The organism is Aeromonas salmonicida, from assembly GCF_028355655.1.
Taxonomy (GTDB): Bacteria; Pseudomonadota; Gammaproteobacteria; order Enterobacterales; family Aeromonadaceae; genus Aeromonas; species Aeromonas salmonicida.
Genome location: NZ_CP110645.1, coordinates 1229303 through 1242310 on the forward strand (window position 1 = coordinate 1229303; position 13008 = coordinate 1242310).

10 protein-coding genes are annotated in these 13008 nt (G+C 59.0%); 2 read left to right on the forward strand and 8 right to left on the reverse strand.

What is annotated here, in order from left to right:
• Nucleotides 1-101: 101 nt before the first annotated feature.
• Nucleotides 102-743, reverse strand: a complete 642-nt coding sequence (locus ONZ54_RS06085; protein WP_271787702.1) for a TetR/AcrR family transcriptional regulator — start codon at nucleotides 741-743, stop codon at nucleotides 102-104.
• Nucleotides 744-837: 94 nt separating this feature from the next.
• Here ONZ54_RS06085 and ONZ54_RS06090 point away from each other — a divergent pair, with 94 nt between their 5' ends.
• The gene (locus tag ONZ54_RS06090; protein WP_271787703.1) at nucleotides 838-1536 is read left to right on the forward strand and encodes a DAPG hydrolase family protein; all 699 of its coding nucleotides are present in this window, start codon (nucleotides 838-840) and stop codon (nucleotides 1534-1536) included.
• A gap of 135 nt (nucleotides 1537-1671) precedes the next feature.
• On the opposite strand, the gene frdD is transcribed toward ONZ54_RS06090, so the two are convergent.
• The 7 genes from frdD to mscM all read right to left on the reverse strand — a co-directional run bounded on the left by frdD (nucleotide 1672) and on the right by mscM (nucleotide 11508).
• Entirely contained in the window at nucleotides 1672-2028 is a 357-nt protein-coding gene (frdD, locus tag ONZ54_RS06095; protein ID WP_042867662.1) for a fumarate reductase subunit FrdD, read from the reverse strand.
• An 11-nt stretch (nucleotides 2029-2039) separates the two neighbouring features.
• Complete coding sequence (locus tag ONZ54_RS06100) at nucleotides 2040-2438, reverse strand: fumarate reductase subunit C (protein WP_021138209.1); 399 nt, start codon at nucleotides 2436-2438, stop codon at nucleotides 2040-2042.
• A gap of 16 nt (nucleotides 2439-2454) precedes the next feature.
• Nucleotides 2455-3189 (reverse strand): succinate dehydrogenase/fumarate reductase iron-sulfur subunit, encoded by a 735-nt coding sequence (locus tag ONZ54_RS06105; RefSeq protein ID WP_059168380.1) that lies wholly within the window; start codon nucleotides 3187-3189, stop codon nucleotides 2455-2457.
• Nucleotides 3182-4966 carry a fumarate reductase (quinol) flavoprotein subunit gene (gene frdA / locus ONZ54_RS06110; protein ID WP_005317201.1) on the reverse strand — a complete coding sequence of 595 codons (1785 nt, stop codon included), beginning with the start codon at nucleotides 4964-4966 and terminating at the stop codon, nucleotides 3182-3184. The genes ONZ54_RS06105 and frdA overlap by 8 nt, the downstream gene beginning before the upstream one ends.
• A gap of 516 nt (nucleotides 4967-5482) precedes the next feature.
• Nucleotides 5483-7360 carry a methyl-accepting chemotaxis protein gene (locus ONZ54_RS06115; RefSeq protein WP_042467821.1) on the reverse strand — a complete coding sequence of 626 codons (1878 nt, stop codon included), beginning with the start codon at nucleotides 7358-7360 and terminating at the stop codon, nucleotides 5483-5485.
• A 117-nt stretch (nucleotides 7361-7477) separates the two neighbouring features.
• Nucleotides 7478-8203, reverse strand: coding sequence for a glycerophosphodiester phosphodiesterase (locus tag ONZ54_RS06120; RefSeq protein ID WP_271788254.1), 726 nt, complete (start codon nucleotides 8201-8203; stop codon nucleotides 7478-7480).
• 23 nt (nucleotides 8204-8226) lie between these two features.
• Entirely contained in the window at nucleotides 8227-11508 is a 3282-nt protein-coding gene (gene mscM / locus ONZ54_RS06125) for a miniconductance mechanosensitive channel MscM (RefSeq protein ID WP_271787704.1), read from the reverse strand.
• Nucleotides 11509-11663: 155 nt separating this feature from the next.
• On the opposite strand from mscM, the gene ONZ54_RS06130 reads away from it, so the two are divergent.
• Nucleotides 11664-13001, forward strand: coding sequence for an MATE family efflux transporter (locus ONZ54_RS06130; RefSeq protein WP_058393816.1), 1338 nt, complete (start codon nucleotides 11664-11666; stop codon nucleotides 12999-13001).
• The last annotated feature ends 7 nt before the right edge of the window (nucleotides 13002-13008 follow it).

The following is a 13008-nucleotide window of genomic DNA, read 5'->3' on the forward strand; positions in this document are numbered from 1 at the left end:
TGCTCGGCAGTTCTCCGCGCTCAGACGCCATCCCGCCCTTTGCCCGGACAGGCCTGAGAGCGTCTTCGCCGTGGCGTTGCATCCTTGCTGACGAAGGACGCCTACCTTCGCATCAAGCCGGGCAGCACCAGCGCAACGGCCGCGGCGATGCGCTCGCGGATGTCGCTGCCCGGCGCCAGCAAGCCGAGTGCCATCTGGCGCAGCGGCTCCGCCATGGTCATCGCCAGCAGCAGGTCACTGGTTTGTGCGACGTCCAGCGCGCGTAGCCAACCCAGTTGTTGCTGGCGCTGCAACCAGTTGGCCAGCGTCGCTCTGCCGCGCGCAATACCGTTGTCCTGATAGGCCGCCAGCAGTGCATCCCGCCCCTGAAACTCATGTTGCAGCAGCCGGAACATGCCGACCGCCGGCGCGCTCAGCACCTGGCTCGCAATGGCCTGCAATCCCTGCTCCATCATCTCCCCCAGGGCATCGGGGCTATCGGCATCCAGCTCGAATGCCGGTTGAAATGCATCGGTCCAGCTGCGTACCGCCTGTGCCACCAGCTCGTCGCGGTTGGCGGCGAAGCGGTACAGTGTCTTCTTGGCGACCCCCGCCTGTTTGGCTACCGCATCCACTGTTGCGGTGGCGTACCCCCCCTTAAGCAACAAGGTCAGCGTTGCCTCGACCAGAGCGGTGCGCAGGTCGGATTCCGGGGTGGCCGGCCGGCCGCGTGAACGTACTACGTCATTGGATTGGTTCGACATGTTTGGCTCCTGGAAAGCATTGACAGACACAGCATACAGGCATAGCTTAAATTAAGAAACGAATTTGGTTTCCAAATTAAATCGGAGTCACATCATGAATCCTTCCGCTTTGCTTTCCCCCTGGGGCGTCAATGACATCAATGAGTTGCTCAGGCTGCAGCCGCTGCGCCTGGAAATGGGCCTGACCCGCAGTACCGACGGCTTGCTGACGGTCGCCATTCGCACCGATCTGCACGGCTGCAAGGGGCGCATGCTGGATTGGTGGTTCACGTTTTTCAAGACGACCCAGCACATCAAGTGGTGGCACCCGCATGACCACGTCGAGCACCGGGGCTGGGACCATCACTGGAAAAAAGGGGAGCGCTATGTGGGGGCCAGCATAGATGCGGTGGAGTGGCTTGCCGAACTGCCGCCGGTGGCGGCCCGCCTCAAGTTTCACGGCGCCGAAGAGGTGTTCGCTGCACAATCGCTACACGAGGCGTGGGAGACGCAGGCACTGTCTGCCGCCATTTGCGCTCGCATCGGCTTTGGCGATCAGGTGGCGCTGGATGAGCAGGGTGCACCGCTGGATGGCGAGATGCTGCACCTGGCGCGCGATACTCCTTATGGTTGCGTGCTGCGCAGCCGCTTCCTGCTGGGCAAGGCCTGCACCAATCCACTTGATGAGGTGCCGGACGAAATCGGCTTCAATCTGATGCGTCACTGCTATAGCGAGTTCAGCTATCTGGCGCAGTTTCTGCCGTCACTCTATTACGCGGAAAACGGCCGTGAATCCGCGCCGCGGCTTTGGTGAAGGGACGCTGAAAGTGGCCGAGTGCCTTGTCCCATCAAGGGAGCAGTCCGGCTATCGGACTAAGGTGTGAGCTACCGAAGGCGATCATGAAAAAACCGGGCACTTGGCCCGGTTTGTCATTCAGTCAGGATGCGCTTACTGGAAGACCAGCACCATCAGCAGACCGACGGTAATGGCAGACACCAGGAAGGCGAAGCCATAGAACACATAGTGGTGCAGCTTGGTGGTGTGGATCCCCAGATCATGCAGACCGTGGTAGATACGGTGCATGCCGTGCCAGATCGGCAGGGCTATGATGACCAGCAGGATGCAGGCACCCCACCAGGAGCTGGCGAACTCGAGTGCGCGTTCGTAGCTCATGGTCTCCACGTCCATGATGCCCATGGGCACCAGCAGACCTGTGATGAGGACAATCACCGGCAGCAGCATGGCAACCACCATGCCACCGGCACCAAACAGACCCCAATAGATGGGTTCGTCAGAACGTCTCATTAATTTTCTCCTCAAGCCACGATGATCAGGATCAGCAGGGATACCACTGCCAGCGCCACATACTGGGCGATGACGATCGGCTTCTCCGGCACCAGGTCTTCACCACGGAAGATGCGCATGGCCTTGGGCGCCAGGGCGAACCAGGTCTTGGCGTGGAACAGGCAGGCCGCCAACGCGATGACGTGGAACAGGATGGCGATCGGGCTTTGCAGGGATTCCAGCCAGCCGTTGAACGCTTCCTGACCCTGAACCAGACGCAGCAGACCCCACATCAGCACGACGGCATAGATGGAGACGAAGATGCTGGTGCCTTCACGGATCATGTAACCGGTGTAGAAGGCATTCTTCAGCCACCAGTCTTTCTTCATTTCGCGGACGTAAGGCTTACGTTTGCTATTGGTGTTGTTCATGGTCTCATTCCTGATCTCAATCTGGCTTGAACATGGCGATCATGTAGTCCTTGGCACTCTCGACCTTGCCAAGCTGAATGGCTGCAGCCGGATCCACGCCCTTGGGGCAGACATCGGAGCAATAACCCACGAAAGTACAACCCCAGACGCCTTCGTCCTGGCTGATGATCTTCATCCGCTCTTTGGACGCGCTGTCACGGTTGTCGGCGTTGTAGCGATAGGCCAGTGCCAGTGCCGCCGGACCGGTGAACTTCTTGTTGATGCCATACTGCGGGCAGGCCGCGTAGCACAGACCACAGTTGATGCACATGGAGAACTGGTGATATTTCGCCATGTCAGCCGGGGTCTGGGTGTACTCGCCATCACACAGGCTGCGCGGTTCGCTCGGGATGATGTAGGGCTTGATGCTCTCCAGCTTCTCGATGAAATCGGACATGTCGACCACCAGATCACGCTCGATCGGGAAGTTGTTGAGCGGCTCTATGGTCATCTTGCCTGGCAGATAATCGCGCAGGAAGGTTTTGCAACCCAGCTTGGGAATGCCGTTGACCATCATGCCGCACGAGCCGCAGATCGCCATCCGGCAGGACCAGCGGAAGCTCAGGGTGGAGTCGAGCTGATCCTTGATGTATTGCAGGGCATCCAGCAGGGACATCTCTTTCAGGTAAGGCACCTGAAAGGTCTGCATCCAGGGCTCGTTGTCCTGCTCCGGGCGATAACGCAGGATTTCAATTTCGATCATCTCAGCCATTCTTCTTAGCCTCGTCTTGTTTCTCACCCTCGGAACCGTACACACGCTTGGCCGGTTGGGATTTAGTGATCTTCACATCGGAGTAATCGATGGTCGGGGCGCCTTCCTGGTTGTAGAAGGAGAGGGTGTGCTTGAGGAAGTTCACGTCATCACGCTCTTCGTAACCGTCCAGACGCTGGTGGGAACCGCGGGACTCTTTCCGGTTGAGAGCGGAGTGCGCCATGGCTTCGGCCACGTCCAGCATGTAGCCCAGTTCGATGGCGTACAGCAGATCCGTGTTGAAGACAGAGGACTTGTCGTTGATCTTGACCTTTTTGTAGCGTGCCTTCAGCTCGTTGATCTTGTCGATGGTGCCTTGCATCAGCTCTTCGGTACGGTAGATACCGACACCGGCTTCCATGGACATGCCCAATTCGTTGCGGATATCGGCCGGGTTTTCGGTACCGTCTATGTCCATCAGCGAGAGGTGCTGCTTTATCAGTTGCTCGGCCTTGGCGGCCAGCGCTTGCGTGTTGCCGTGGGCTTGGGTCTTGGCGAATTCGCCAGCGTGCTCACCCGCTACCTTGCCGAACACCACTATCTCGGACAGGGAGTTGGAACCCAGGCGGTTGGCGCCGTGCAGACCGACGGAGGCGCACTCGCCCAGGGCGTACAGACCCGGCATGCGGGTAGCGCACTGACCGTTGGTCTCGATACCACCCATGGTGTAGTGGGCAGTCGGACGTACCGGGATCGGCTCCTTGACCGGATCCACACCCACGTAGGCCTTGGCCAGCTCGCAGATGAAGGGCAAACGCTCTTTCAGATACTTCTCGCCGAGGTGGCGCAGGTCGAGGTGAACCACGTCGCCCATCGGGCCCTGGATCACGCGGCCTTTCTGCTGCTCTTGCCAGAATGCCTGGGAGAGACGGTCACGTGGACCCAGCTCCATGTGCTTGTTCTTCGGCTGGCCGACCGGGGTTTCCGGGCCCAGACCATAGTCTTGCAGATAGCGGTAGCCATCCTTGTTGACCAGAATGCCACCTTCACCGCGACAACCTTCGGTCATCAGTATGCCGGTGCCCGGCAGGCCGGTCGGGTGATATTGAACGAACTCCATATCGCGCAATGGCACACCATGGCGGTAGGCCAGGGCCATGCCGTCACCGGTGACTATGCCACCGTTGGTGTTGTAGCGGTAAACACGACCGGCGCCACCTGTAGCCAGAATGACAGACTTGGCCTGGATGAAGCGGGAGATGCCGTTCTGGATATCGAAGGTCAGGACGCCCTGCACGCGGCCATCTTCCACGATCAAGTCCATGCAGAAGTGCTCATCGAAGCGCTTGATGGTCGGATACTTGATGGAGGTCTGGAACAGGGTGTGCAGAATGTGGAAACCGGATTTGTCAGCCGCGAACCAGGTGCGGGGGATCTTCATCCCGCCGAATCGACGTACGTTGGCTTTGCCGTCCGGCTTGCGGCTCCAGGGGCAACCCCAGTGCTCAAGTTGAACCATCTCTTTGGTGGCATTGTTGACGAAGTAGTCGACCACGTCTTGCTCACACAACCAGTCGCCACCGGATACGGTGTCGTTGAAGTGGTTTTCGAGGGAGTCATCATCACGGACAACACCGGCGGCACCGCCCTCTGCGGCCACTGTGTGGCTGCGCATCGGGTAGACCTTGGAGATCAGGGCGATCTCCAGCTCCGGGTGGGCTTCTGCTATGGCGATTGCGGCACGCAGGCCACCACCACCGGCACCGATGATGGCGACATCGGTCTTGATAATATCCACATCTGCCTCCTTAGGGATAGATTTGCTGGGCACGATTTTGCTCTATTAAAAAAATTCAGGCTTGATGCAAGTCAAACTGGTTTGTTTTAGTGCTTGGCAATGGTGAGTTTTATTAAAATCACCCCATTCCTTGGATGAAAACGCCGTAATTATCGCCATCCTTCAGTTATCGGTGTCAGCCGCTGTCATTGCTATGGTTATTTTAAGCTCAGGATTATACGTAGTTTTCTTTCAAAAAAATGAGAAACACCTCTCTTTTTAGGTATTACCCATAAAGTTTTTAAGTTTTTTATCAAAAATATTTAATAAGAATTATTCACTGATTCGTGTTGGGTTGTTTGAGTTAAAAAAACTAATCCAAGTGCGGAGTGGGATTTGTTGTTTCATGACGGGGAACTGTGCCGGATGAGCATTTATTTCCTCATAGTCCAGACGATTCATGTGGTAATAACTATTGAAACAAAAGCATTTTTTCATAAAAAAAGGGGCCTGCATGGCCCCTTTGGTTTGTGCTGATCAGATGCGGAACATGCCGACCTGATTGCTCAGTTCACCTGAAATATTTTTAAGTTGTTCAGAGAGGTTGCGTGAGCTGTCGGCATCGACTGCCAGCTCGTCGGAGACATCCTTGACCGCCTGGATGTTGCGACTGACCTCGTCGGTGACGGCACGCTGCTCCTCGGCGGCACTGGATATCTGGGTCGCCATGTCGGAGATCTGGTTGATGGAGGTGGTGATTTGCTCCAGTGCCTGCGTAGCGTCGTTCGCATCTTCCACGCTGTTCTGGGCCAGCAACTGGCCTTCGTGCATGGTGCTGACAGCGCCCTGAGTATTACGCTGCAGCGTCTCAATCATGCTGCGGATCTCGACGGTGGAGCTGTGAGTACGTTGTGACAGCACCCGTACCTCGTCGGCCACCACGGCAAAGCCACGACCCTGCTCACCCGCCCGTGCAGCCTCGATGGCGGCGTTGAGCGCCAGCAGGTTGGTCTGCTCGGCGATCCCCTGGATAGTAGAGAGGATGGTGTTGATCTCTTGGGCGTTCTTCTCCAGTTCCTGAATGATGCCGGAGGCCTGTTTGACCTGAGTGGCGAGATCCGTGATGGAACGCTGGTTGCGGGCGATGACTTGCTTGCCATGCTCACAACTGCTGGAGGAGCTGCGGGCCGCATCGGCGGTCTGCTCGGCGTTGTTGGCCACTTCCACCGCAGTGGCTGACATTTCGTGCACTGCCGTGGCGATCTGGGAGATCTCGTTTTGCTGACGTGCCAGACCCTGGTTGGCTTTCTCCGCCATGTTGTGGGAGGACTTGGCCTGATGGTTCAACTGGCCGGAGGAGTTGGAAATATCCTGCACCATCACATGGATACGTTCGATGAAGGTGTTGACGTGCTTGGCTACAGCACCAACCTCATCTTCTCGCTCAATCTTGATGCGGCGGGTCAGGTCACCGTTGCCACGGGAGAGGTCGGCAATGGCTTCCCCCAGGGTTTTCAGCGGAGCCAGTGAACCGTTGATGGCCACATAGGAGAAACCGGCCACTATCAGTATGGTCAGCAAGCCTTGCAGCAGGGCGGAGGTGACCATGCGGGAGACGGACTGATAGGCCACGGCTTCGTCCACCATCATGCCGTAATACCAGTTGGTATTCGGGATCGCGTTGAAGTCAAAGACCTCTTTCTTGCCGCTGATCACCAGCTCATTGATCATGCCATCGTGAGCCACCTGGTTGATGTACGCCGCTGTCAACTCAGGTGCCAGACTGGTGGCGGGCTTCAGACTCAAGGAGGCATCGGGGTGGGCGATGATGGTGCCATTGCTGTCTACCAGGATGGCGTAGGTGCCTTCGGTGGTGACCGCCAGAATGTCAGAAACCAGCGAGCTGATGGAGAGGTCTCCGGCGATGACCCCCTGGGTATTGCCACGCTGGAAGGGCTCGGCAATGGTCACGATCAACTGGCCAGTGGTGACGTCTGCATAGGGTGAGGTGATGGCCAGTTTGCCCGCAGCCATTGCATCCTTGTACCAGGGGCGTTGGCGGGGATCGTAACCTGCCGGCAGGTCGGTCGGTTTACTCTGGATCATGCGCCCGTCAGTGGTACCGGCATAAACCAGGTCGAAGCCACCCGCGTTCATGGATTGAGCCAGGTGGCTGATCGGCTCATCTTCTTTGGCGAAGGCCTCCTTGGTGGAGGTGACCATGTTGATCCTGGCATCGAGCCAGCGAGATATCCCCTTGACGTTGGCCACCGAGCTTTCGTCAATGATATTCCATACCAGCCGCTGGGTTTCGCTGCGTAGTTGGGAGGTGTTGTACCAGACTTGCAGGCCTGTGATGACCAGGATAATGACCCCGATGGCGAGGACAAGTTTGTTCTTGATGGATAAGTTCATGTGTACATCCTTGTGAGCGTCAGTCTGCGATGTGAGGTGTTATTGTTATGAGCCAACTCTTATCGGCCAAAGTTGAACTTTTTGTATCCCGGTGCGCACTTAAATTTATAGCCTAAATCAGCGCTTAGGGATCTCCTGCCGAAGTAATGAGTCCCCTTGTTTCGGGGAAAGGAAGCGATCCGGCCGGTTGGTAAATATGCCGTCAACCCCCATGGCCGCCAGTGCGGTCAGATCGTCCCCATGATCGACCGTATAGACCAGCACTTTCAACCCGCGGTTGTGGGCATCCTGCACCAGTGCCTCATCGACGAAGTCCACATCACAGTTGAGTGACCAGGCGCCGAGCTCGGCAGCGAAGCTCGCCAGGGTGAATGGTAGGGTAGCGGTCAGTGCCCCAAGCCGGATCTCGGGTCGCAAGGCGGCGAAACGGGCCAGTTCCGGGTGGTGGAAGGAGGAGACGACCCACTGAACCGGTGTGAAACCCAGTTCGGCTTCGGCGCGCCGGGTCAGCAAGGCCACCTCGCTGGCAGTGTGCGCCCCTTTCAGCTCGATATGCAGCTCGGCGCGACCGGCAATGGTCGTCATCACCTGCCACAAGGTAGGGATCGATTCCCCTTGTCCGGCATCCAGACTGGTCAGATAGGCGCAAGATTGGGCTGTCAGCACGCCGCTTCCGTCAGTGCAGCGCTCGAGCCGCCGGTCGTGGAATACCCACAGCTCGCCATCGGCCTGCTGCACGTCTATTTCGATGGCTTCAGCCCCCAGTTCCAGCGCCAGCCTGATGGCCTTGAGGGTATTTTCCGGCGCCAGGCCACTGGCCCCGCGATGGGCGATGATCTGCATCATATAACTCCTTTATGTCCCGGTCAGGCGCGGCTCAGTCGAATATCGATCTGCTGGTGCGGCAGTCCCAGACCTTGTTGCTGCAGTTTCTCCAGCACCAGCGAGTGTACTTCGTGGGTGATGGGCATGCGGTGATCCATGCTGTTCACATAGAGCCGCATCTCGTAGATCAGCGCTGAATCGGTGAATTCGATCAGGAACACCTCGGGGGAGGGGGTCTCCAGCACCAGAGTGGAGGCCTTGATCGAATCTTCCAGAATCGTCTGTATCCGTTTGGGGTCCTGAGTCAGGCCGATACGGATGCGCAAGCGAACCCGGGTGATGGCGTCCGACAGGGACCAGTTGATGAACTGCTCGGTGATGAAGGCCTTGTTGGGGACGATGATCTCCTTGCGATCCCAGTCCACTATGGTGGTTGCGCGGGTTTTTATCTTGGTCACTGTGCCGGTTAGCTCGCGGATGGTGACAGTGTCGCCGAGCCGGATCGGCTTCTCGAATAGTATGATGAGGCCGGAGACGAAGTTGGCGAAGATCTCCTGCAGGCCGAAACCCAGGCCGACCGAGAGGGCTGCCACCATCCACTGCGCCTTGGACCAGTCGATACCAAGAATGGAGAAGCCGCTGAGCGCCCCCACTACCAGCACTATGTACTTGGTGACAGTGGTGATGGCAAACCCTGTGCCCGGGGACAGGCTCAGGTGCTGGAGCAGGGTCAGCTCCATCAGGCCCGGCAGATTGCGGGCAGTGACCACCGTCAGTATGAAGGTGAATGCCGTCAGCATCAGATCCTGCAGTGTGATGGGGGAGAGCTGCTCTATGCCGCCAATCTTGCTGGTGACCTGCCACACTTCGATGCTGCGCAGGAAACTGAACGCCGAGTTGAGCTCGGACCACTGCACCACCACCAGCATGGTGAATCCCAGCATCAGCAGGGTGCGCACCAGCCCCAGCGACTGGGCGCTGATGGTGTCCAAATCCAGCTCGGTATCTTCCACTACATCCGGTATCTCGGAGCTGAGTTCATCATGGCCCTCTTCCCGGCCACGTTGGGCCAGTATCTCGGCCCGTTTGCTCTTGGCCCGATCGAAGGCGAGACGGCGGCGCTGGATCAGCATCCAGCGGTGGGCCAGATAGTAGATGAGCAGGCAGCCGAGCCCCATCAGCAGGCTGAGCTCCAGCTGGCGCAGCAGGATGCGGGACGTGTAGAAGTAGCCGAGCAGGGAGCCGATCACCGCCAGCAGCGGGGCCAGCATCAGGCTGTTCCAGATGAAGTGGTGCAGCAGATGGGGCTTGCTCATGTCGGCCTGGCCCCAGGTCAGCGGCAGTCGCTCCCGGTTGAGGCGGGCAAAGAACAGCAGCAACCAGAGGGCACCGACGATGAACGCCATCCGGCCGAGGGAGTCATAGAAAGCGTGTTCCTGATAGCTGTTGGCCATGCCCTGCACGAAGAAGCTGGGGATGATCACCAGCAGCAGAGTGCGAAACTGGCTCCACACCTTCTGCACCCACTCTTTCTGCCAGCGAAAATGCAGGATCAGTATCCCTTTTTCCAGCGTCAGGTGGCGCGCCATCAAGAGTGCCAGCAGCAGGAACCAGATTTCACTCAGGCCCCGGGCGACCGCCACCGCGAACGGGTATTGCCAGGCGCCGTCGAGCAGACCATGCACCATCAGCACCATGGCGGGCAGGGGCAGGGAGGCGAGCAAAGAGCGCACCAGCAGGCGGCTGGTGAGGCTGAACTTGTCCTGGGTCACCTTGCCGATGCGCGGTGCTATGTGCTGACTGTAATGCGTCAGGTGACGGGCGAGCTTGAACCAGCACCAGGCCAGCACCAGTATGCCGATACCGGCCAGGGTGAGGGTGATGGGATTGTTCTCGGCGATGGCCTGCGGCAGTTGCAGCCAGTTGGTCGGGTTGAAGGCAAGGCCGAGGGCCGCCGGAATGCCGAGCAGTACGGTCGGGGTGAGCGGACGCACATCCGGCATCCAGAACAGGTGGCTGGCGCTGAGGTCGCGGATCTCGTCGATCTTGCTGTTCTGGCGGCTGTAGAGCAGCTTGAGGCGGGTCTGCTCCTGGATCAGGCTGTCGGACGCGTCATTGAGACGGGTCAGCAGTTGCCGTCTGGCCTTGAGCAGATTGTCGAGCACCGCCTGCTGGGAGCGATCGAGCGCCACCTCGTCGGTGGCCATCAGCTGCTCGCGCATCTGGCGCGGATCCTTGAGGGCATCCTGTTCGGTTTCGTACTGGTATTTGGCCATGCGGGCGTTGACGATGGCGGACTCCAGCTTGTCGAGCGGGAAGTAGGCTGGCAGGTCGGAGAGCTTGCTGCGCAGGTTCTCGCCGTAGGCGTTGCTGATCTGCAACCACTCCAATTGCTCCCGCACCGAATTGACCAGATCGTTCAGGGCCGACAGGTTCTTGTCGATGGCCCTTTGATCGTCCTGTACCCGCTCTATCTGATCCTCCAACGCGCCGAGCTGGATGGAGAGCGCCTGGTTCTGCTGTTGCTGCTCCAGCAGCAGCGGCATGTCGGAGGTGAGCTGCTTGCGCAGCCGCTCGCTTTCGGCCAGCGCCTGCTCCGTCTTGTCGCGGCGCAGCTGGTTCTGCTGGTTGAGCAGGCTGGCCTGCCACTCGTCTTCATCCGTGATGGCGAGATTGAGCTCCTGCAACTTCAGCTTGCCGAGATCGTTGCGCTGCTGGGCGGAGAGCTGCTCCAGCTCCAGCATCTGGATCCGGTCGGCGAGACTCTGCTCCTTGAGGCGGGTGGCCAGCCGCTGGGCATCCTGCTGGCGATCCGACTCGCTGCTGAAGCTGAGCCGGTCGAGCAGGGTACGGGTCTGCTGCAACTGTTTGCGCAACTCGTCGACCCTCAGGTGGTACTCCTGGCCCGTGCTCTCCAACTGGTTGAGGCTGTCCATCACCGCCTGACGCTCCTTGCGCAGGTTGAGTTGACGGTTGCTGCTCAGGCCGATGGCCTGGCGCAGCGCCTCCTCCCTCAAGGAGGAGAGGGACGGGCGGGACTGGGGCTGGTAGTTGTGCAGGCTCTCCTTGAGGCGGGCCGACTCCTTGGGGTAATCAATCAGGATCTGCTGATAGGCCTTAGCCTGCTCACGATAGCGCTGGGCTTCCCGGGCAAACTGCAGCGCCTGTTGATAACTCTCCCGCAATTTCTGGTTTTCCGGGGTGTCCGTCTTGGGGACGCTCTGCAGCAACTCCTCTACCTGGGTGATAGCGTCATCGGCCTGGACGAGCAGGGGAAAGAGAGAGAGGGAGAGCAGCAGCAGAGAGAGCAGGCGTTGCAACATGGCGCACGTTTCCGTTCATGAGAGGTCGCCCTAGCCTAAAGCAGGGGCCGGAGCGGGTAAAGTTTTCCATATTAATGATTTGTAACATAAATAACGGGCGATCCTGGCCTTGTTTGGCTATTATTCTGGCCGTTTCTCCCTCCTTTGAGCATCTTATGTCTGCAGTCGATCTGGGCACGGCCCCACTCTCTCGCCTGTTTTTGCGCTACGTCACGCCGACCGTGGCCGCCATGCTGGTCACCGGCATCTATGTCACCATAGACGGCATCTTCGTCGGCCATATCCTGGGTCAGGACGGACTGGCAGGCATGATGCTGGCGTATCCCATCTGCGCCGTGCTCTATGCGGTGGGGGCGCTGATCGGCATGGGTTCCTCGTCGCTCGCCTCCTTCTATCTCGGCAAGGGGGAGCAGGCAACTGCACGTCACATCGTCGGCAATGCGCTGGTGATGGTGCTGATGGCCTCGGTCGTGCTCACCTTTATCGGCATTCGCTATGGTGAGGCAATGCTCTCCTGGATGGGAGCCGAGGGGGAGATCTTCAACGCTGGCATGGCCTATCTGCGCTGGTATGCCTTGCTCGGGGTATTTGCCGTGCTCTCCATGGCATTTACCGCCTTGCTGCGCAACGACGGGCGACCGGGTCTCACCACCTGGATCCTGGTCGGCGGTGGCGTGCTCAACGTGCTGCTCGACTATCTGCTGATGGCAGTCATTCCCTGGGGACTGGCGGGGGCGGCCATTGCGACCATGCTCTCTCAAGCCGTGACCGGCGGACTCTGTCTGTGGCACTTTTTCACCCCCCGCAGCCAGTTGCGTATTCGCTGGGATACCCTTACGCCGAACTGGCGGCTGATGGGGGAGACCCTGCGCCTCGGGATATCGAGCTTTCTGATGTATCTCTACTTGTCGGTGGTGCTGGCGATGCACAACAAGGCGCTGCTGGCGGTGGGCACCTCGCTGCATGTGGCAGCCTATGGCGTCATCAGCTATAGCGAAGCCTTCTTCTATCTCATCTTCGAGGGGATCGCCATGGGCATACAGCCCATCGCCAGCTTCAACGCGGGGGCGGGCAACTGGCAACGGGTGTTGCGGGTGCGCAACCTGGCGCTGGGGGTCACCCTGTTGGTGGCGCTGTGCGGCATGATCCCGCTCTATCTGTGGCCTGAGGGGGTCGTATATCTATTTGCCGGCGACAATGCGGCCCTCCTGCCGGTGGCGAGCCTCGGCATCTGGCTTTACTTCTGGGGCCTGCCGATGGAGGGATTGCTGCTGGTGGGGGCAACCTACTTCCAGGCCATCAACCGGGCGCGCATCGCCTCCCTGCTCACCGGCGGCAAGCTGGTGCTGATCGGCGGCTTCCTGTGGGGCTTCTCCTCCCTGTGGGGGGTATCAGGTGTCTGGCTAGCGTTGCCGACTTGCAGCACTGTGCTGGTGCTGGTGATGTGGCGCGCCATGCGCAAAGAAGCGGGATTGCACGTTCCCGCCCATTGAGCTGTGT